We start from the raw sequence: 20499 nt of genomic DNA, 5'->3' as shown, positions 1-20499 counted from the left end.
GCCCGGCTGTGAAGCCCGACCAGGTCAGAAACTTTGGCGATAGACGCAGCAAACGCGAGAAATCGCAAGACCCGGACTCCCGAAAATATCGACAAACGTCGGCTCGGCAGCGTCATATGCAGGCGAACCTCATGCTGCCCTTCGGCCAGCGACCCGGACCTCCGCCGGCCACGCAAGCCCGCCCTCTACCTCTGTTGGCGTCCGCACCGCTAGCGCCGCGGCAACGCCCTATCAGGGCGCCCGAGGAGGGAACGATCGGCCTTGAAAGCTCGCGTGAGGCCAAGGCAGACGAATATGCAAAGCCTCTTCGGGCCGCTTGCAATCCATGTATGAATTGACCCGACGTCATGATACGCAAAGACCGTAGCGAGGCGGGATTGAAAGTATAATTGCATGTCGAGCAGGTTCGTCCGGCCCGTGGTGGTGCAAGTTGGCCGACATGACCGTGAGCGCGTCATACTCGATGTGAACGATGCGGCAACGATCCTGCTGCGGAGTTTCCCTGATCAGACGAAGAAGCGAAAACTGGCTATGGATGCATGTCTTCAGGTTCTGCGTGGTGAAGCTCGGCCACCAGTTGCCAGACGAGCTTTTGTAGTAGCGGCGTTGGAGGCGAAAATCCTACGCAGCGACTGAGGTCAAATCGCTAGCGGCTGCGGCGAGCGGGTCGATGTTGCCGTGCGCAGTTGGAGAAGCCAAGGACCCATGCTTCCCAGGGACGCGATGTTCGCCGCCCAAGGATTTGCTCACGCCGCGTTCCGGATAGCCGCCTGAAGGGGTGATCGATGGTGAACACATCCGGCCGGATGTGTTGGTCGACTTGGGTCCGGGTGACAAGGTGGGCGACGGGAAAGCCTGGCCGCGCCCGCGGCGAGAAGGCGTCAATCGCCGTGTTGCCGCATCCGTTCCGGAGATAGACACGGGCCTCCACTAAGGGCAGCATGCGAACCGGTTGTTCGGGAGCCGGCCGCCCACTCCCGCGACCTGACTCCGGCCGGCGGCCTTTTTCGTGTCGGAATAGATCCGGTACTGCGACCACGCCACAACGTCGGATTCTGGCCGTCCTTTGTCAGCCTCGCGCCTGGGGCTTGAGATAGACTGCCAGGCAACAGCTACAGATCCCAGTCCTACGATTGGGTAGTTCAATGCCAAGATAGCCGCGAGCCCAAAAAGGCAGAGCGTAGTCACGGCACGCAGGCGCATGATTCGCCGCACTTCTGGCGACACCTCGTTCTCGGGCATCGGATCGATGAGTTCGCGTATCAACAACAGATATGTCAGGTTAACCAGGAAGAACACGGTCGCATAAAAGGCGACCGGCTGCGGTGCCAATTCGCTTACAGCCATCCATGCCGTGGCCAGGGGGAGCAGCGAGACTGAGAACAGGTGCGCGAAATTGTACCACATCAAGGACGCCGTGCTCTCTTTCGCGTGGCGCAAGAGATGATGGTGGTTCGCCCAGACGATGGCTATGAAGAGATAGCTTACACCGTAGCTAAGCCAGGTTCCCATGATGCCAGAAGGGCCTTGAAGGTCGGCACTTCCGGTGGGCGCAAATCCAGAACCAGAACTGTGATGAGTACGGCGAACACGCCATCGGAGAATGCGTTCAGCCTTTCCAGCCCTGGTGAAGGTAGCACGTGCGTCCCCATTTATTCCTGAGCTAATGCTAGCGGCTGATGCACCTGCGGACAGGCCACCGTGAACGGATGGACTTCACCGCCCCAGCGGTAGTTTGGATACCGCCGCCAGTTCTTCCTCGTCTCTAATCCCGGCCTGATAGTTTGCTATAACGCGGGATGCGAGCGCTTCACGCCGGTCTGGCGATTGGCCCTCGGTTTTCAACTTCTCGAACACGCGGCCCAGCAGAGCGACTTCGAAGGAATCGAAGACGCCAGCTTCTTTGGCTCGTTGATAAATTGGCATGTGCGCTCCCTCAATGGAATGCGTGAGAAACTAATCTCACTTAGAGATTCGACGCAAAGCAAAAACGGATCGGTGTTGGCCCCACACCCCTGTCTGACGCAGAGGAGAGACATGACAGCAGATAGACGTACACGTCCCGCCCCGCCGACTTTGCCAGTGCCGCCCGGTAGACTTGGTCGCTCTTACGGGGAGCCCACCACGCTCGTCTGCGAGGGCAATATGCCCGACACGGAGTGATCCAGGGTTGATGTGTTGGCAGCCCTTGGGTCGTCGGCCAGCCGCGCCTTGAACAGCGCCGACAGGGAGGTGCTGACGCGTGGCAGATATGTTAGCGGCTCGCCCAGCCGACACTCGCGATCACGGAACGGCCGCGTCGAATTCAATTGCAAATCCCGCATCAATCGCGCTTCGCGCGACGAAGTTGCCGAGCTCCCAATCCGTCAGGTCGCAAAGCGGAAAAGCTCGTCTGGTTGCCTGAATAACCTCTGCTATGGAGATGCACGGCCTGCCAATGTCGTCGATCAGCTGGCGGATGATCGCTTGGCGAACGTCCGAAGAAGCAGGCTTCTGGGCGGACGCAAGCATCCGGCCCTAGGAATGGAGCTGGGGTGCTACGCTGTCGGCTGTCGTTTTATCGAATGCCACAGCCACACCGTGAACGATGGATGCCGCCGCCAACATCTCCTCTAATTGGCGGTCAGAGGCCTTACAGGCCGGCATCAGTGTTCGGATGGCGCGGATTGCTTTTGCAATGGAGAGGAAGCGCGCTTTGCCTCTGGAAAGAACATAGGCCTCGGTAGCTCTTTCAACCGTGATGGAATGAAAATCGTTGGTCATCAAGAATTCCTCCCCAGAACCCAGACCAACATGATTTATCGCCAAGATCTGACCGCCTTCAAGGGCATGTCCGATTCCGAACAATCAGCCGGGGTGATGTCGAAGTGACGCTGCTCCTCCTCGCCATATGCGCCGTCCGTGAGTTTTATCATTCCGGGGCGGTCAACGATCGTGATCTCGCCGCGCTTGGCGTGAATTAGCCCCCGATATTCAAGCATTTGGACGGCGGTGGTGACGCCGGGGCGTTGGGAACCAAGCATGGTCGCCAGAAATTCATGCGTCAGGTGGATTTTGTCTCCTTCGATGAGGTCGTCGACCATGAGCAACCAGCGGGCCAGCCGTTCCTCAATTGTCGATTGGCTGTTGACCAGCGCCGTTCGCGACGACTGGATCAGGAATTCGTGGGCGTAGCGAAGCAGTGACGGCTGGAGGCTCCGACTTTTGGCAATTGCAATGCGAAGATGTTCAACCGGCAGGCACCAACCGTTGCTGGCGACCTGGATATAGGTTTCGTTGGGAGACCTGTCCTGGCCGAGAACGACCGCAATGCCCGTCATGCCGTCATAGCCGATCAGGCCGACTTCACTTTGCCGCCCTCCGGTCATGGCGGCGACCACCGAGGCGATACCGGTCTCGGGGAAATAGACGTGCTCGATCGGCTGATATGCGATCTCCAGCCGGGCTTTGATGGCCAGTTCGACATGATGCATCGATGGCCGTAAAAGCGCGAAATCCTCAGGCGTGAGGGTGTTCAAAACATGGTTGCGAAAAGTGGATTGAAGCATGGCTCTTCTCCCTGACGGGCAAGAGCGCGTACCTCTCACTGTCGGCTGCACCCGGATAAATGGCGGCCGATGTCTGAGCCTACGCCCCATATACGCGTTTAGCAAACGGCCGCAGATAGAATTTCCAACGGCTCGTTAAGCAAGGAGTAACCACGACATACAGCCTAACGGATCGTGAATGAACGAACCGGATGGGCGGCGGTTAAGCTCGTGCTTTCCAAAGAGGGACCACGTTTTGTTCGCGACCGCCTTCGCTTTGCTGATCTCATTCTCGGTCAGCGTTGCCCTCGTTTCATGGGCCGCGCCGATCACCGCGCAAGCCATATCCGCCGACGTGCAGAAGTCCATCGACGGATGGGAATTGCGTCAGACAAGATCCGACGCGAGGCACAGGGAGCCCAAGTGACCGCTATGAGCGCTGGATCGGAATGACCGTTTTGGCCGTGCTTGAAAACCCGCCCTGGCATCAGCCGAGACGCGCTCTCTCCGTTCCAGTGCTTTGATTGGGAGGGAGGGGCGAACTGGTGAGATACCTTCGCGGAGGTTCATCATGAATAGTGAACTCTTCTGCCTGTTCTAGTCGTCCAAGCAACTCCTTGAAGACGTCCGGTAAGTTATGATCAACCTGGAAGCATGGCAGGTTCTCTGCATAGCGGTTCATAGCCTTTGAGGCTATCTGACGGTTGACAGCGGCAGCGACTGTCGCGCCCAAGTTCTCACGGAAGCTCATTGTCAGCTCGTCCCTTCGTCCAGTCCGGAACCCCTGAGCTTGTGAATGGTTCCGCAATTTGAACATAATTGTGGCCAGATCCAGATTTCGCCCTATCGTTATTGGTGTCGTCGACGGCGGTGTGAGGAGTCCCTCCCTCTTGCTACCCGTCATCGCAGAAAGGGCTGATGGATAGCGTCTCAATCCGTCAGCCTTTTCTTTGGTCAAAAGTAAGGACGATGAGGGGCCCGATGGGCTTTAATTCGCCGGCGCCAATGGTCGCGCGCATGGCGTATTTGTCTTCCATTTTTAAACTCATGGTCAAGCAACGTGCCCTGGACGTGGGCGAGAAGGCTGGGCGTACGCGCCAGCGACGGTGGCACCGCCGGCGAACGGCGCGCGCCAGTTTGCCTGGGTCCCATAGCTGACCGATCGGCGGCCGGTCTCGTCGACTTGGAGCAGCCATGGCTAGCAGTCGCACTCAACGCTACAGAGACCCACGCGGCAGCCGGCCCTGAAATCCGCAGATCAGTTCGTAATCAAATCTTTAGGATAACTTGGCAAGCTTTTCCGTCGCGACGACCGGATGGCTCGACGGATGTTCGGGAGAAGCGGTTAAGGATCCATCGACTGTGTCCGAACTGATGCACATCGACGGGCAGGAAGACCCTGCCTTAACCGCCGAGGTCGACCGGCTTCTGACGCGCCGCACGCGCGATATTCGCCTCAAAGGCGAGATCAAACGGCTGTTTCGAGCACGTGTCTGGTCGCAAACGGCGAAGATTATCCGCGCCTGGATGATCTGGGTAGCTTTGCTGGATGTGCTGACCCTGGCGCTGAACATGTTGATCCTGCCAAGGCCGATCGCGCTATCTATGCTTTTGCCTGGCGCCATCATCCCGCCGATCGCCGCGACCACTGTTTTTGTCTGGCGAAGACCGCGCGCGCCTTGGATTCAAGGGGCTTCGCTGATCGCGGGCATGTTCTTCATGCTGTTGTCGGTCGCGTTGGTTGGCGTCAGCGCGGGTGGCGAATTCTATGAACGGCATTTGAACATCATGCTGTTCGTGGGCATAACAGCCATCATCATTTTCGGCATCCCGCTCGCCTGGACCGTGACCATTGCCGCCCTGGCACTCGGTCTCTATCTCTTTTTTCAGTTGCAAAACCCGGCTATCGAGTTTGGGAGTGCCGTCGCCGCGACGCTGTTTTTTGCGAGCGGTATCTTCGCAACGGTCGCCGCGCGGCGCATCATGACAATTCTCGCTCAAAAGACTTTCCTTTTTGAGCTTCGCGACCGGCGCCGGGTCGCCGAGCTGGCGCTAGCTAATGACCAGCTGGTACTCCTGGCGAGAACCGATCCGCTCACCGGCATCGCCAATCGTCGCTGGATGACCGAAACGCTCGACCAACTGTGGGGAGGCTGCAGAGGTTGCCCGGAGGGTGTCGCGATGCTGATGTGCGACATCGATCACTTCAAGAAGCTGAACGATCACCTCGGCCATGCCGAGGGTGATCGCTGTCTTGTCGAGGTCGCCAGGATCATCCAGGAAAACGTCAGGCGCGATCGCGATCACGTTGCCCGCTACGGTGGCGAAGAGTTTCTGGTGCTCCTGCCCGAGGTGAGCGAGGAAGAGGCGGTGTCTGTAGCTGAGCGAATTCGCCAGAGCGTCGAGGCAGCCGCTTTTCCCAACCCCGGATCCCGCATGTCGCGCCGCGTCACCCTTAGCATCGGAATTGCAGTTCAGTCTGCTGACGAGGCCGCTTCACCAGAGCAGTTGCAGCGGCAAGCGGATGCGGCCCTCTATCTCGCCAAACAAAGCGGCCGCAACCGAGTGCTGCTCCACGAACCGGAGGCATCTGGGAGCAAACAAGTTCGGTCGACACGGTGATGCCAGCATCAGACCGGCAGGACGACGAGAGTTTCGTTCCTGACAGCACTCGCCGCGGCGCGTGCGTTGCGTAGAGGTCTTTGAGACCATTCGCCGTCTCAAGGATGGACATCTGCTTCCGGCTTCTCTGACAATATCACCGGTGCCGGCCGCAGCTTGGTCACCTCCGATTTGATTTCGCCAGACGATGGTCAGTGGGCGCATCCAGCTTCGCGACCGCAATGCTACCAGACTTCAGTGCTTCACGCAGAGATCAGCCCGCATCTAGCCTGCCCTCCCGGTCATGCAGTGAGGTGTTGGCCTTGAGCGCCGCCATCAGCATCGGCCCCACCGAAAACGCCCCCGCCCCGGCCTTGTCAGTCAGCACGCGCAGATAGCCGCCGGCGGAATTGATGTGCTGAGCACGTTGCAGGATACAGGCAATCACGATCGCGGCGGTTTCCTGGCCCATCGCGTGGCAGGCCTCCTCATATGCAGATGGCGAGACGCCAAGGTAACCCCGCACCTGGGCGGCGGTAATCATGAGATCGCGCCAGTTGCTGATCCCGTCGACGGCATAGTCCACAATTTCCGGGCAGGCTTTCAGCACAAGCCCAAGCGGATAGGCTTTCTGGGGTTCTGCGGTTTTTGTCCTTGGCTCGGCCGGCGCCCTGACTTTTTCGAAAGCAGGTTCAAATTCAAAAATAGAGTCGGTATTTGAATCAGATTGCTGCCGCTCGTTTTGAGAGTCATTGCCGCCCGGATTCGTGGATTTCATATGGTTGTCCAGCAGCTTAGTCACTTCCTCGTGTAATGCCGCAAGATCCGCGACAATCAGCTCGAGCTCGGCAATGCAGGCTCGGCGCGGAATTGCCTCCACAACGCCGCGGAAGCGCTTCCACAGGCCTCCCCAGTCGCCAAGAACGTCTTCGTCAAGAGCCGCCTCTATCAGCTTGTGGATGTCGCGGCGGTGCAAGGTGATCCGCTCCCGCATAAGCCTGAGCGCCCTGTTGTCGGCGCGAACACGCTCGGCTGCTGCCTCGAACTCGTAAGCCCGGGCCAGCAGCGGCGCTAGGGAGAAGCCAAATGCTTCCTCGATCTCCCCTCCTCTGCCCTTCCGGGCGTAACGCTTGCCATTCGGGCTATCCCGACGGATGATCAGCCCGCAGTCCACAAGAGCCGCCAGGTGCCGCCTGAGGGTGGCATCAGGCATCCCGTGTGCCCTGAGGGACAGCTGAGCGTTCGAGGGAAAGACGATGAGGTCGTTTTCCTCACTCAACTCACTGTCAGGATAGAACGATAGCAACGCATTCAGGACGGCCAGAGCACGATCGCCGATGCCGACGATGCTCTTGCCTTCGCAGAGGTTGCGGTAGATCTGCCACTTGTCGATGACCCTGCCCTTGGGAATCTCACGTGACTCGCTTTGCGCTGCCAACATGGCAAGCGACATCGGCCGCCGCCCAAAGGGCGTCGTTGCAATACCCGTCTCCATTTTCTCTCACCCTCGATTAGGCAAAAGAAATCTGCTCGCCAAAACGACGCCAATGACTCTTGACAGTGATTCGTGGAGATGCGATTCTCAGTCAGCTACTACGGAGAAGGGCTTCCACGACGAAAGTCGCTTGGGGGCCTTTTTCTTTTGCGGTTCACTCTCCTATTGATGGTTTTTGGGAGTTCCGGAAAGCCTCGTAGAGGTCATCCAGTCGCCCCGCGATGTATGCCGCAAAGCTCGGACCATCTTTTGCCTCGTAGGTCACAACCGCCTTCTTCGCGGTCGATTTCACGTTGACGCTAACTAATTTGTCCTTGGCCCCCCAGAGATTGGTCCTTGCCCCTTCCCTGGTAATTCTAGGAAGCGAGTGGAGGGCACTGGCAGCTTGTTGAAAGCGTTGATCACTTGAGTTGTCCGCGGACAACGATGTCAACACCGCTTGCAGTTCAACCCTCGCCTTTGGCAACTTCTCTGCGAATTCCATCCATCGACGGCGTCCGATCTCTGGTGCTGCTCCGATTGCCTCTATCAGTTCGATCGGTATCACGCGAACAACCGACAACATTTTGGATAGGGCAGCCTTGTCAATGTTCAGCGCCGCCATGATGACTTCCCGGGAGAAGGACCGATCTTCCAGGCGGGCAGCGAATAATGCTCTTTCGATATATGACAGGTTGGTCCGCGCATTGTTTTCCTGTCCCTGACTGACAACCAATTGATCATCGGACAACTCACGGATAACGGCACGAACTTTGATGCCCAATTCTTTCACCGCCGCGAGCCTGCGATGACCGTATGCGACTTGATATCGGCCGTTTACCTGCGGATGAGGCCGAACAAGGATTGGCACTTGCTGCCCATGTTCTTTGATCTGGGCAACTAGGTCGGCCAGTTCGACCGGATCAATGCCAAGACGATCACTGACAAATGACCCGTCGACCAAGGCCGGGTCCAATTCGACAACTATCTTACCTTCCGCGAACTGCTTTTCGAGGTCTTGCGCACGTTCAAATTTCTGCGTGATGTTACCAAGGGTTCTGGTGATGCCTCCTATGGGAGCACTGCGAACCGCCGGCGCTACAAAGCCAGCGATTGGTCTGACATCCGCCATAGGAGTTGGCACTTCATCTGCCGATGAAATCTCAATGAGATTCTTGCGGGCCATTATTTCCTCCCCCAAGTCGTCCTTAGCAGGCCTTCGATTTCCGAATTGACCGCATTTAGAGATTCCATCGCCCTGTCATATGTGCCGCGGGTGAACTGTTGTCGATCGACCTCGTACAGTGTCTGCTTGGTCACCCCGGCATCCGAAATTGCCGTCGACTTCAGCATGTGATTGTGCAGCATTCGATTGCCAAAGATTGCCCGCATAAAGCCTGTCATCTGACTTTGGGGACCATCGTTCGGCTCGTAGCGAGTAACGAGATAGCGCATCCAATCGTAGCTGGTACGTCCCCCTGCCCTTTCCACGACTGCCATCATCTCACTGGTCATCGCAAGGAATTGACTCATCGACATCACGTCCAGCATTTGCGGATGCACGGTTATCAATGCCGACGTCGCCGCACACAACGCCGACATGGTCAAGAAACCGAGTTGCGGCGGGCAATCGATAATTACGACATCGTACAGGCTCTCGATGTCAGTCAACACTTCTCCAATGCGGGCAAAGAACATGGATTCCGCCGACCCAGACGTAATCGCTCTCGGTGTCTCGTGTTCAAACTCCATGAGTTCCAGGTTACCCGGCACGATATGCAGGTTCTGGGTGTAAGTGGCACGCACAATTTCAGAGATAGATCGCGGCTCTTCATAGCGGATCGCCCCGTAAAGCGTTTCGCCTTCGCCCACGTCGAGTTCGGGTTGATGTCCAAAGAGCGCTGACAGTGAAGCCTGTGGGTCGAGATCGATTGCCAGAACCCGATAGCCGCGCAAAGCGAGATACTGGGCCAAGTGTGCGGAAGTCGTCGTCTTCGCCGAACCGCCCTTGAAATTCATTACGGCCACGACCTGTAGTTTCTCTCCAGGCCGACGGTTCGGAACGTATTTCGGTGTTCCGTTTTTTTCGTCGAGTGACCGACGGATGTTTTCCATGTCCACAGGAGAATAGACCCGGCGACCATTGGCCAATGGTTCCGGTCCATTTCCAGCCGAGGCTACCTGTCTTAGGTAGCCCTCGCCGATGCCGATATAGTATGCCGCCTCCGCAGGTGTGAAATGGCGGATCGTCTTTTGCGAAGCTGGGGGGAAAATCTTTTGTTGGTGTAGCTGAAGCTGCCGCGACAATTCGAGAGAATCCGCGGACAACATCGATGGCAGGTGTTCCTGCCCGCTAGGATGCGTAAGCGCCTGTAACATTGCTCTCCTCGAACTACGCATTTGATGCGGATTTCAGTCAAACTGCGCAATTACAGTATGGTGCGATTCGTAAACATTTTACAAACGCTTAACTATAAGTGGGATTTGAGGTCCGAGGCTGCGGTTGTCCGCGGACAACGCGTGCGAAGCTCGACTCAAAAGACCGTCGGGCCGCAATCCGAATCCGGCTCACTGCAATGAGTCGACAGCAATCAAACGATAGCAGGGGCGACAGTGAGCGCAGAGGATGGCCTATTCGTGAGCCCGCACTCTGCTGTGCGTCGATATCGGGTCGTACGAAGGACGGGTGTGCCTGGCGCAGCGCCTCGCCTCTTGCCGGGCTTAGAAGCCTTTCGCGGGCCGCGGTCGGTTTCGCGCGTTAAAGATCCAATTGGCCGCCGTCTCGCGATGCAGCCCTGCAGGAATAGCGTTCCTAACCGAAAGCGTCACTGGTATCCGCATGCCTAACGCAAGCCTCCCATTGGAGGCACAATTCGACAATGCGGTTGTCCGCGGACAACTGAAGTCCGTGAGACGAGGCATGACGCAGGATCGGGGGCGAACGGATTGCGTGGTTACCCAAGGCACTCTGCAGCGAATGTGCCCTCGTGGATCTCAACGTCTGTCATCGATGGCGGCCATCTGGAGGACGAGTCTGGCTGACTTCGGCTGCGAAGCAACACCACTGACGTCGCAGGCTGCCGATGGGTGCTGGAGGGGGCTGCAACTTGTGCGACAAGGCGGAAACGACTATCTTACGCGCACTATGAGCAAGCATTTAGGTTCAGTCCTAACGACGGTGAACGCACCCTACAGTGATCAACTGGACGGCGCGGCGCTGGCGCATTGCCTTGCTGATATCGATCTGGCCAAGCAGCACCCCGGTCATATCAGCGCCTTTCTCGGCGAAGTCCCACTGGCTCAGCAAGTCGAGTTCGCAATCGCGCACCACATAGCGATTGACGACCTCAAGGCCTTTGCCGCCAAGTTCTCTGCCTGGTCCGGCGAGAACTATCCGCTCGCAGCGTAGTGGCTAGACATGATAGCCGGCGCCCTTCAGAATGGCGGCGGCTTTTTCGCATTGCCATCGACCTGATCGACCAGCTTCGCGAGAACGCCGGCGGCTACGACTTTGAGTGGTCATTTGGCGGCGGAACGGCGATGATGATCCAGATCGGCCATCGCGAAAGCCATGACATCGATATTTTCCTCGACGACCCTCAATTGCTCGGCTTCATCGACCCAGCCAGAAGCCACCTGCACTTTGACACGATGCCATCCGACTATCTGGGGGACGGGCTTCGGTTCCAGAAGTTCGCCTTCGAAGGCATCGGCGAAATCGACTTCATTGTAGCCGGACCGATAACGAAGACGCCATTCGAGACCCGTGTTGTGGAAGGCAGCATGGTGCACCTTGAAACCATTCCGGAAATAATCGCCAAGAAGGTCTATTACCGGGGATCGGAAGCCAACCCGCGCGACATCTTTGACATCGCCGCCGCGGCCCGGTCGCAATTGGGCGAGGTCGTCAACGCCCTGGGCGCACTGCCGGAACACGTTGCTCGAACCAAAGAGCGGATGGAAAAGCTCAACCCGGAATTCGTCGGTCGCGCCATCGCGCAACTAATGATCATGCCTGACTACGAAGCGTCGGCCGCTGACAGTTTGGTCGCAGCCATCGCTGTGCTCGACCAGGTGTTGTCATCAAAGAGCTTGACCACCTCACCCTAGCGATCAACAGGGAGGGGAGAGGCTTTTCAGAGCCCGGACGCCTTAGTAAGATTGATCCGGAACTGATCGCGGCGTCGCTTATACCTGCGTGTCATCTCGGCATTGCTGTGGCCGAGCTGCTTCTGCACATAGCGCTCGTCGACCTCGGCCGAGGAGGCGAGACCAGCGCGCAGGGAATGGCCGGCAAACAGTTTTCCGCGCTCGCCTTCCTCGTCCGCTTGACCAGACGTGCCACCTCTTGGTCATTGAGCCGCTCGGCGCCGATTTTTTTGCCTTGGCCTGTGACCCGTCGGAACAGCGGTCATGCGCAATACGGGCCAGATTCAGCCAGGTCTGCAGGGCGACGATCGGGCAGGTGGCGTCGGACGAGCCGCGACCAATTTCGACCTCGCGCCAGTCTTGCCCCGCAACATAACCAGCACGTCCTTGTCTGGAAAGAATTCAAATCAGCGGCGACCGTCGTCGAGTTGATCGCGCGCAACATCGAGGCCGACGATTTCGGATCGGCGCAAGCCACCGGCGAAGCCCAAAAGCAATATGACGCGGTCGCGCAGACCGCGCAGGTGCCGCAGTCAAGCGTTTCCAGCATGGCGAGAAGAAGGTCGCGCAGGATGGCTTCCTTTGATGGGGAGGGGAGGCGCGTTTGTTAGGGATGCCGGCGAGCACGGTAGCGATATGCCGGTCCTTCCGGTCGAACGGTCGACCGCGCTGCGTATAGTGCCAAGTCAGCGACGACAGGCAGCACTCGATGGTCGACGCCGACTTGTGTCGCTTCCCGATCCCGAGGCCTGGGCCGTGATGTAGAGGCCGACGATCTGTGGGTCTGGCGGTTGCGGATCAACGGCTGACGCCGACACTGGGCTCAAAAAATGCTTCCAGATGGCGGCATAGGCGCGACGGGTGTTTGCCGAACTCGCTGCTTCGACATAAGCGCGCGCACGGTCAGCTTGATCCGCGTGCGTGCTGGGCGGTGGCAGCAGCTTGAATGGTTCGGTCCTGGGCTTGAAAGGTGCCGAGAACTGCCATATCTTTTGCACAAGAAATATGACTCTCAATATGGCAGGATGAATTCTGTGGCCCATGCACTCAAGATCCCCGAGCAGAATGGACCTCTCATCTTGTCCTATATGGACCGGAACGGGAAGATTGCGATCGAGCAGGTCGCGGACGGTTTTGGCATGTCCAAGGGCCAGTTGGCCCAGACCGCCGGTCTTGCTCGCGAGACCCTTTATCGCTCGGAGCGCAGCGCTACGGTTAAGACACAGGGGCGTCTGCGGGAAATGCTTGAGATCATCAGTCGTGTGACGGATTGGGCGGGCGGCAAGGAGCAGGCGATGGCTTGGTATCGAGCTCAGCCGCTTCCAGCATTTGGCGGACGCACCGCTGAAGCGCTGGTGAAGGAAGGCAAGGCCGCTGCGGTCCGTGATTATCTCGATCACATGGCCGTTGGTGGTTTCGCTTGAGGTTCGTTGGAACCTGCTACCGGGCACACGATCCACGTTGGGCATTCAAGCCGACTTCCGGCGAAGGGGCGGCGATCAGAGGTGCGCGATTTAATCCCAAAGGCGTGCCGGCGCTCTATTTGGCGCTGACCATCATGACAGCGGTCAAGGAAGCCAACCAGGGGTTCGCGCACCGGATCGATCCTTGCGTGCTGTGTTCCTATGAGATCGACTGCGATGACATCGTGGATCTGACAACGGACGAGGCGAGGGAAGAATTTTCTATCGCGCTCGAGGACATGGCCTGCGCCTGGGCGACGGCGCTCAGCGACGGAGAGCGCCCGGCGTCCTGGTCCGTCTACGACCGGCTGCGGCCTCGCAGTATTGCCGGCATTGTGGTCCCAAGTTTCGCGCCGAGCGCCGAGATGGAGGATCGTAACCTGGTCCTTTGGGACTGGGGTCCGGGTCTGCCGCACAAGGTCACCGTATTCGACCCAAGCGGCCGGTTGCCGAAGGACCAGCTATCCTGGCGATAATGCACGTCTCGGCATCCGAAGGGCAGGGGAGGGGCGCGCCCGGCCTATAGTCCGCTCGCCTTGGTGAGATTGACACGGAAACGGTCGCGTCTGCGCTGGTATTTGCGGGTCATTTCGGCCGAGGCATGGCCAAGCTGCTTCTGCACATAGCGTTCGTCGACCTCGGCCGAGGACGCCAAGCCGGCGCGGAGCGAGTGGCCGGCAAACATCATGCCCCGTTCGCCCTCGGGCAGATCGCCACGCACGCCGGCCGCCAGCGCGGTGCGTTTGACCAGGCGGGCGACCTCCTGGTCGTTGAGCCGATCGGCACCGATTTTTTTGCCTTGCCCTGTCACTCTTCGGAAGAGCGGCCCGTGTCCGATGCGCGCGAGCTTGAGCCAGGTTCCCAGCGCCACGACCGGGCAACTCGCATCGGACGAGCCGCGCCCAACCTCGACCTCGCGCCAGCCAGTCTTGCCGCGCAAGGTGACCAGAACGCCCTTGTCGGGGAAGAATTCGACCCAGCCGCGGCCGTCTTCGGTCTGGTCGCGCGAAACATCGAGGCCGACGACCTCCGAGCGACGCAGGCCGCCGGCAAAGCCGAGCAGCAGCATTGCCCGGTCCCGCAGGCCGCGTAAGCTTCCGCGGTCAAGCGTTTCCAGCATGGCGATCAGATCCTCGGGCAACACCGCCTCCTTCTGGCGGGGCGGGGCGGCGTGGGTGTTGCGGATCCCGGCCATGACGGTGGCGATGTGGCGGTCCTTCCTGTCGAGCGGCTGGCCGCGTTGCGCATAGTTCCAGGTCAGCGAGGAGAGGCGGCGCTCGATCGTCGCCACGGATTTTTTGCGCCCCGCTGCCGCGCCTGTTGCACTGCCGGAGGCGAGCGCGGTGATGTAGAGCCCCACGGTTTGTGGATCGGGCGGCAACACGTCGAGATGCTGCCGGCGGCACCAGCTCGCAAACTGCTTCCAGTCGGACGCGTAGGCGCGGCGGGTGTTGGCCGAGCTCGCCGCCTCGAGGTAATCGCGGGCGCGATCGGCCAGTGCGTCGAGATGCGCCGGCCGGTGCTCGGTCGAGACGACCGGAAGGGGAGGGGGTGAGGAGTGGTCGGCATCGCCGGCGGAAAGCCAACGATTTGGCTTTCCGAACTCCGAACGCTGAGCGTCCGGTTCGCCTTCAGGCGTATCGGAAGGTCCGGTGGACCTTTCGAAGGATAGCGAACGCCCGAAAGGCCCGGAGCCATAGCGGAGGGCTTCGGCTTCCGCCCCCGGCTCTTGCGGCGCGCGGCCCATCTCCAGGACGACGTCGATGATGTCGGGCAGGTCGTCGGCGAACGTGGCGTCGGGCTCGGCCGCGCCTGCGGCCACGTTCTGGTCGACACGTTCCCGATCGACAGGGGGCGCCGTTTCCCGTGGTCGAGCCGAGCCGCGCCGCGTACGTTTTTCGGGGTTTTGATCGACGTGGGAGGCCATTTCTTACATAGAGACGAAAACGAACGATAAGGCAACATTATCGTTCGTTATTACTGCGCGACAAGCACAGCGCTTTTCGTCCATTTCTGTTGCTAAAAGCGCCGCCATGATTCATCGTGCTCTCCATGATTCTGCGTCCCAGACCTTCTGCACGTCACCACGCCACGCCTGCCGGAACCCCTCCGACCGTGCCAATGGCAGCGGTGCCGGCTTGGCTGCGCCGGGCCATCTCGGATGCCCACAGTCATGCGAGAAACGAGTTCGAGGACGTCTCGCTCGCCGCGGGCGCTGCCACCGGCGCGCTCGATGCTGTCGTCCGCCGTCAGGAGCGGTGGGCCGGCGCCTGGCGGCAGCGCCTGGCGCTTTCGGCTGCCGTGGCAACGGCAAAGCAGGCTGGCCGCGTCGAGGATGAAGGCGCCCTGCGCGACGCCGTGTTGCTCACCCGGCCCGGCGACAATGTCGGCCCCGCCGGCCGTTTTCTCCTCGCCTGGCGTCGGCTGGCATCTCGGCCAGCGGAGGATCTCCTGACGGAGAAAAATCTCGCGGCGGTGTTGGAGGAGTTTGGCTACGCCCCGGATGATGAGGTGGTCAGCGATCTAGCGGATGATCTTCGACAGCTTTCCGCAGGCATCGGAATGGTCAGCATGCTGACCGGTGCGTTCACGGCTGCCGAACGCCGTGGCTTCGCACCCACCGTTGGAGCTTGGCTCGCCGACGCCCTGCGGGCGCAGGGGCTGGGTTGGGCATACGCCATGCCGCTGCTGGGCGCCGAGGCAGCCTTGGGGACAGGCGCCCGCACGCCTCGACTGGCAGCCAGCTCGGGGGCGACAGGCATTGAGAAAGATCCTGATGAGCGTGCGAAAGGCCTGCTGGCCGCGCAGGCGCGCGCCGCGCTGCGCGCCATTGATTTATCCGTCGAGCTCGAGCGCCGCGCGGACCGGCTGCTTGCGGTCGCGCCGAAACTCCGGGCCAAGGCGGCGGACATGGTCGTCGAAAGGCTCTTGTCCGACGACGCGATCGTGGCATCCGAAAAGATCGCCGGCATGAGCGACCGCGGCCTGCGCCGGCTGTTCGACCGGCTGGTCGAGCTCGGTGCCGTGCGAGAGCTGTCCGGCCGTCCGACCTTTCGTATTTACGGATTGTGACGATCATGGCGGAGGCGACGCGCAGACGAGGGGGGAGCCGGTCAGATGAGCGTCGATCGGGCGAACGGCGATCAGCTGACCAGATGTTTGACCGGGAGCTGGATCACCTGCCGCCGGAAGCGCGTTGGCGGGAATGGATGAACCGTGTCGAGGCGACGATCTTCGCGGCCAGCGAGCCGATCGGCCGCGAGACGCTTGCACGCATCGTCGGCAAGAGCTGCAGCATCGACCTTTTGATCGACGACATCCGCGAGGAACTGCGCGGCCGGCCCTACGATCTGGTCGCTGTCGCCGGCGGCTGGAAGCATCTGACCCGGCCGGCCTATGCCGACGCCATCCGCGCCGCGGTCGGCAGCGATGAGAAGGCGGCCGAGCTGACGCAGTCAGAGGTGCTCGTGCTGATGTGCATCGGCTACTTCCAGCCGATCACCCGTACCGAGTTGTCATCTTTCTTCGGCAAGGAGATCAGTCGTGATTTTATTGGTCATCTGCGCGGTGCCGGTCTGATCGCTTCCGGCCCTCGTAGCCCGACGCCGGGCGCGCCCTACACCTACGTGACGACAAAAGAATTCCTGCTGGAGTTCGGGCTCGACACGCTGCGCGATTTGCCGGATTTCGAGGCGCTCGAGGACGCCGGACTGCTGTCGAAGGAGAAGCTCCTGGCTGGTGACATTATGCCCGACTTTGCCGGTAGCGAAGAATACCGTGGGGTCGAGGTCGACGAATGACTGCCCGCCGCCACACACCAGTTCGCTGGTCGTTGCGGATGCTTGAAGCTTAAGCTCGACTGCGAAGCGAAGGTCTTTCCATGTCCTGAGAGCTTTGCGGACCGTATTGAATGAGCCTAAGCTTGGCTGCATTGAACCCAACGATTCGGATCGACGATGGTTGAGCAGCCCCGCATCAAATATCTTGCGATCTCGAAGTTTCGGGGTATCGACTCTCTGGAATGGCGTCCAGATCGTCGAATAAACATCCTCATTGGCGGTGGCGATTCTGGAAAGAGCACCGTTTTACATGCGGTTTCGCTGCTGTTCAGCCCAACGAATACAATCCAAGTGCTCGAGACGGACTATCTCAATCGATCGACGAAGGAGGGTTTCTCAATTGAGGCCGTCGTCGAAATTCCAATCGAAGTCGGAATTTCAGACCATCAGCAAGCTCTATGGCCTTGGGAGTGGGACGGACAGAAGGCGATCCTCCCGGACCCTAGTCATGAAGGCCGCCCCAATCAGGCCGTCTTCAAGTTTCGAGTCCGCGGCACCGACGAACTCGAGCCAGTTTGGGAGGTGGTTCAACCCAACGAAGACGTGGTTGCATTTTCGGTGGGACTGCGGCGGAAGATCGGAGTCGTTCGTCTTGCCAACGACGATCGTAATGACCGCGATCTGAGGCTCGTCTCGGGCTCTGCCCTCGACCGGCTCCTTTCAAAAGGAAATCTCAAATCGAGAATCAACAAGCAGGTTTCCGATGCGAACATCTCGGACGCGCTTTTGAAGGACGAGAAAGACTCGCTGGCGACACTCGGGGCCGCGATGCGTGAAGCCGGGCTACCCTACGATCTGGACCTTGGCCTCACGAGCAGTCAAGGCCTGTCGATCGGCGCTTTGATCGGGCTGCTCGCTAGCAAAGATGGTGTCATGCTGCCGCTCGCAAGCTGGGGTGCCGGCACGCGTCGTATGTCGGCGCTTGAGGTGGCTGGTGCAACCGAAGCCGCAACGAGGCTTAGCATTATCGATGAGATTGAACGGGGCTTGGAACCTTACCGGCTGAGGCAGCTGATAGCCAAGCTGACAAAGGACGGGAGCCAGTGCTTTGTGACCACACACAGCGCTGTCGCGATCTCTGCGGCGACAGAGGCCGCTCTCTGGTTCATGGATTCCAAGGCCAAGATTGGGCCACTTCCTCACGACAAGATCGCAAACCAACAGCGCCGCGACCCTGAGACATTTCTGGCAAAGATACCTGTCATCGCCGAGGGGGTAACTGAGGTGGGATTTCTTCGGTTTCTTCTCAGGAATGCCTTCACCGCACGCCCCGAAGATCATGGTGTCCGAGTTTGCGACGGCGGCGGAAACGAAACCATGATGGGCTTGTTGCAAGGGCTCAGCGAAGGCGGTCTCGTACTGGGGGCTTTTTGTGACAACGAAGGAAAATCTCCCGAACGCTGGCGGCGAATAAGCGAAAGGTTCGGAGCGAGACTGTTTCAATGGCGGTCTGGCTGTTTGGAAGAAAACATCATCGCCCATGTACGCGATGACCAGTTGCTGGCTCTCGCGCAAGAGCCCGACGGTACGTTCGGTCGCCGGATGCGAACTCTCGCGGATCGGCTGGCGATCAAAGACAAGGACGAAGCGAGCATCCTAGCGGCATGTGGCAATCCTGAACGGCGCTTGGCGAAACTGCGCTCGATCATCGTTGCAGCTGCCACTGGCAACAAAGATGGTGCTCCAGACGAACAGACAGGCAAGGAGTGGTCTAAGCACAGCCAGGTCTGGTTCAAATCGCTCGCCGGGGGCGTCGAACTCGGTACCAAGATGATCTCGTTGTCTGTCTGGCCCTGCGTCGAGCCGGAGATTCTGCCCTTCATCAACGCACTGCGCGCGACAATCGGCGATCACCCTCTTGCCGTAGGAGAGCTGAGACCGTGACGGATGACGAAGTCGCATCGCTGCTGCGGTCTGACCTCCCTTTGGTCACAATCGAGGCACCGGCAGGATGCGGGAAGACGCATCAGGGTTCGTCGTTTGCGATGGACGCGGCGTCGGCGCTGTCTAAGGGCCGTGTCCTGATCCTGACACATACACACGCAGCGCGCTCGGTCTTCGCTGCTCGCACGCGCGCCGTCGCAAATCGCGTCGAAATTCGAACTATCGATAGCTTTCTTACCGAAATCGCGAGTATCTACCACCGCACGCTGGATCTTCCTCCTGACGTTGCGGGTTGGGCGCGCGAAAATGATCGGTATGATGTGGTCGCCGCGCGATGCCGTCAGCTCCTTGAGAGCTCCGCAATCGTTGCGGGCGCTGCTTCACAACGTTATCCAATTATCATCTGCGACGAGCATCAGGACGCGACTGCTGACCAGCACCATGCGGTCGTCGCGGTACATTCGGCGGGATCAATCCTTCGTTTGTTCGGTGACCCGATGCAGGTAATATTTGCTGACAGCGAGGCAGAAATTCGCGCAACACTCGGGCGCTGGGCCGCCCTGAAAGATGCGGGCGGCTGGGGAGAGCTCTCGACACCCCATCGTTGGATTTCTGGCACGCCCGAACTGGGAGAGTGGATCTTGGACGCTCGTCGGGCCCTTTCAAATGGAGGCTCGATTGACCTAACCGGCAGCCTTCCCCCGGGGCTAAGGGTACTTTTCGCTGAGAACTCAGCACAGGTTGCACATAAGGCGATCGGCATGTCACGAGAGCACAGGGCACCAATCAGCTCCCTGTTACGGCAAAGTGAGCAACTTCTGGTGATGACTGTCGGTAACGAACGCGTTGCACATTTGAACGCGTTTTTCGGTCGGTCCGTGCGCATTTGGGAAGGCCACACCCGCAACCACCTCTCGGCGCTGGCTGCTTGTATCCGGAATCACACCGGAGACCTCGATGCGATTGCCGATGGCTTTCTGTCCTTCGTCTATGCAACCAGCGTCAGATTTTCGGCTTCAAGCCACGGCAATCGCCTCAAGGCCGAAGTACAACAAAGGTGCGCGAGACCGGCGCGCGGGATGCCTGGTCAGTTGCAGGCAATCGCGAGCCATCTGATCGCGGAGCCGTCCCATCGTGGCGTGGCCAAGGCGCTGGAGCACCTCATCGGCCTCGTAGAACGAAAGGAAAATGGCTTCAGCGATATCGAGTTCGATCTAAAGAGCGAAGTCCGCGACGCCGTCCGAATGGGAGCTTTTGATGTAGCTGCAGACGGATTCGCTGAAATTACTCGGCGTCGAACGTTCTCGCACGCGCATCCACCACGCAAATGCCTGAGCACTATTCACAAATCCAAAGGCCTTGAGTGCGCGAATGCCTTGATCATGATGTGCGATCGATCGGCGTTTTCAGGGACAGAGTACAAGCGCAGACTTCTGTATGTCGGCTTGAGTCGGGCCAAAGAAAAGCTGACTCTTATTGTATCTCAAAACAATGCAACTCCGCTGTTCAACGTGCCAGGCTGAGCAGCGTCGATAAAATTTCTCCAGCCGCCGATTGGTCGA

19 protein-coding genes and 2 pseudogenes are annotated in these 20499 nt (G+C 59.3%); 10 read left to right on the top strand and 11 right to left on the bottom strand.

Annotated features, from left to right (window positions below):
- Positions 1-393 precede the first annotated feature (393 nt).
- The gene (locus tag O7B34_RS21570) at positions 394-636 is read left to right on the top strand and encodes a DUF982 domain-containing protein (protein WP_337147978.1); all 243 of its coding nucleotides are present in this window, start codon (positions 394-396) and stop codon (positions 634-636) included.
- Positions 637-646: 10 nt separating this feature from the next.
- On the opposite strand, the gene ligD is transcribed toward O7B34_RS21570, so the two are convergent.
- From ligD to O7B34_RS21540, 6 genes and pseudogenes are all read right to left on the bottom strand, one after another.
- Positions 647-943 carry a non-homologous end-joining DNA ligase LigD gene (ligD, locus tag O7B34_RS21565; RefSeq protein ID WP_337147976.1) on the bottom strand — a complete coding sequence of 99 codons (297 nt, stop codon included), beginning with the start codon at positions 941-943 and terminating at the stop codon, positions 647-649.
- Positions 931-1652, bottom strand: a pseudogene (locus O7B34_RS21560) (TMEM175 family protein). Before O7B34_RS21560 ends, ligD begins: the two are co-directional and overlap by 13 nt.
- 64 nt (positions 1653-1716) lie before the next feature.
- Positions 1717-1926, bottom strand: coding sequence for a hypothetical protein (locus O7B34_RS21555; RefSeq protein WP_337147975.1), 210 nt, complete (start codon positions 1924-1926; stop codon positions 1717-1719).
- A 357-nt stretch (positions 1927-2283) separates the two neighbouring features.
- Positions 2284-2511, bottom strand: coding sequence for a hypothetical protein (locus tag O7B34_RS21550; protein ID WP_337147973.1), 228 nt, complete (start codon positions 2509-2511; stop codon positions 2284-2286).
- Positions 2512-2517: 6 nt separating this feature from the next.
- The gene (locus tag O7B34_RS21545) at positions 2518-2763 is read right to left on the bottom strand and encodes a hypothetical protein (protein WP_337147972.1); all 246 of its coding nucleotides are present in this window, start codon (positions 2761-2763) and stop codon (positions 2518-2520) included.
- Between the two features lie 35 nt (positions 2764-2798).
- Positions 2799-3548 carry a Crp/Fnr family transcriptional regulator gene (locus tag O7B34_RS21540; RefSeq protein WP_337147971.1) on the bottom strand — a complete coding sequence of 250 codons (750 nt, stop codon included), beginning with the start codon at positions 3546-3548 and terminating at the stop codon, positions 2799-2801.
- Between the two features lie 1353 nt (positions 3549-4901).
- Between O7B34_RS21540 and O7B34_RS21535 the strand changes: the two genes are divergently transcribed.
- On the top strand, positions 4902-6149 hold the full coding sequence (locus tag O7B34_RS21535; RefSeq protein ID WP_337148004.1) for a GGDEF domain-containing protein: 1248 nt from the start codon (positions 4902-4904) through the stop codon (positions 6147-6149).
- A gap of 253 nt (positions 6150-6402) precedes the next feature.
- Here O7B34_RS21535 and repC read toward each other — a convergent pair whose 3' ends face one another.
- The 3 genes from repC to repA all read right to left on the bottom strand — a co-directional run bounded on the left by repC (position 6403) and on the right by repA (position 9981).
- Positions 6403-7623 carry a plasmid replication protein RepC gene (gene repC / locus O7B34_RS21530; protein ID WP_337147970.1) on the bottom strand — a complete coding sequence of 407 codons (1221 nt, stop codon included), beginning with the start codon at positions 7621-7623 and terminating at the stop codon, positions 6403-6405.
- Between the two features lie 154 nt (positions 7624-7777).
- Positions 7778-8788, bottom strand: coding sequence for a plasmid partitioning protein RepB (repB, locus tag O7B34_RS21525; RefSeq protein WP_337147969.1), 1011 nt, complete (start codon positions 8786-8788; stop codon positions 7778-7780).
- A complete protein-coding gene (gene repA, locus O7B34_RS21520) occupies positions 8788-9981 on the bottom strand; it encodes a plasmid partitioning protein RepA (RefSeq protein ID WP_337147968.1) in 1194 nt (397 codons plus the stop codon). The genes repB and repA overlap by 1 nt, the downstream gene beginning before the upstream one ends.
- A gap of 631 nt (positions 9982-10612) precedes the next feature.
- Here repA and O7B34_RS21515 point away from each other — a divergent pair.
- Both O7B34_RS21515 and O7B34_RS21510 read left to right on the top strand, forming a co-directional pair.
- The gene (locus O7B34_RS21515) at positions 10613-11011 is read left to right on the top strand and encodes a hypothetical protein (RefSeq protein WP_337147967.1); all 399 of its coding nucleotides are present in this window, start codon (positions 10613-10615) and stop codon (positions 11009-11011) included.
- Positions 11011-11712 (top strand): nucleotidyl transferase AbiEii/AbiGii toxin family protein, encoded by a 702-nt coding sequence (locus O7B34_RS21510; protein ID WP_337147966.1) that lies wholly within the window; start codon positions 11011-11013, stop codon positions 11710-11712. The genes O7B34_RS21515 and O7B34_RS21510 overlap by 1 nt, the downstream gene beginning before the upstream one ends.
- 26 nt (positions 11713-11738) lie before the next feature.
- On the opposite strand, the pseudogene O7B34_RS21505 reads toward O7B34_RS21510, so the two are convergent.
- Positions 11739-12794 (bottom strand): annotated as a pseudogene (locus O7B34_RS21505) (tyrosine-type recombinase/integrase).
- Here O7B34_RS21505 and O7B34_RS21500 point away from each other — a divergent pair.
- Both O7B34_RS21500 and O7B34_RS21495 read left to right on the top strand, forming a co-directional pair.
- A complete protein-coding gene (locus tag O7B34_RS21500; RefSeq protein WP_411908802.1) occupies positions 12786-13175 on the top strand; it encodes an MbcA/ParS/Xre antitoxin family protein in 390 nt (129 codons plus the stop codon). The pseudogene O7B34_RS21505 and the gene O7B34_RS21500 sit on opposite strands and share 9 nt — an antisense overlap.
- Positions 13172-13690, top strand: coding sequence for an RES family NAD+ phosphorylase (locus O7B34_RS21495; protein ID WP_337147964.1), 519 nt, complete (start codon positions 13172-13174; stop codon positions 13688-13690). Before O7B34_RS21500 ends, O7B34_RS21495 begins: the two co-directional genes overlap by 4 nt.
- A 44-nt stretch (positions 13691-13734) precedes the next feature.
- Here O7B34_RS21495 and O7B34_RS21490 read toward each other — a convergent pair whose 3' ends face one another.
- Positions 13735-15141, bottom strand: a complete 1407-nt coding sequence (locus tag O7B34_RS21490; protein WP_442920983.1) for a site-specific integrase — start codon at positions 15139-15141, stop codon at positions 13735-13737.
- A gap of 194 nt (positions 15142-15335) precedes the next feature.
- On the opposite strand from O7B34_RS21490, the gene O7B34_RS21485 reads away from it, so the two are divergent.
- From O7B34_RS21485 to O7B34_RS21470, 4 genes are all read left to right on the top strand, one after another.
- Positions 15336-16286 (top strand): DUF1403 family protein, encoded by a 951-nt coding sequence (locus O7B34_RS21485; RefSeq protein WP_337147963.1) that lies wholly within the window; start codon positions 15336-15338, stop codon positions 16284-16286.
- 5 nt (positions 16287-16291) lie between these two features.
- Positions 16292-17014 (top strand): SMC-Scp complex subunit ScpB, encoded by a 723-nt coding sequence (gene scpB / locus O7B34_RS21480; protein WP_337147962.1) that lies wholly within the window; start codon positions 16292-16294, stop codon positions 17012-17014.
- A gap of 156 nt (positions 17015-17170) precedes the next feature.
- Positions 17171-18937, top strand: coding sequence for an ATP-dependent nuclease (locus tag O7B34_RS21475; protein ID WP_337147961.1), 1767 nt, complete (start codon positions 17171-17173; stop codon positions 18935-18937).
- Positions 18934-20460: an ATP-dependent helicase gene (locus O7B34_RS21470; protein WP_337147960.1), complete on the top strand. Its 1527-nt coding sequence runs from the start codon at positions 18934-18936 to the stop codon at positions 20458-20460. The genes O7B34_RS21475 and O7B34_RS21470 overlap by 4 nt, the downstream gene beginning before the upstream one ends.
- The last annotated feature ends 39 nt before the right edge of the window (positions 20461-20499 follow it).

Origin of the sequence: Mesorhizobium sp. Cs1299R1N3, from assembly GCF_037179625.1 — a bacterium.
GTDB lineage: Bacteria > Pseudomonadota > Alphaproteobacteria > Rhizobiales > Rhizobiaceae > Mesorhizobium > Mesorhizobium salmacidum.
Note: the sequence above shows the minus strand (reverse complement) of the source record. Positions and strands in the feature narration are given on the sequence as shown.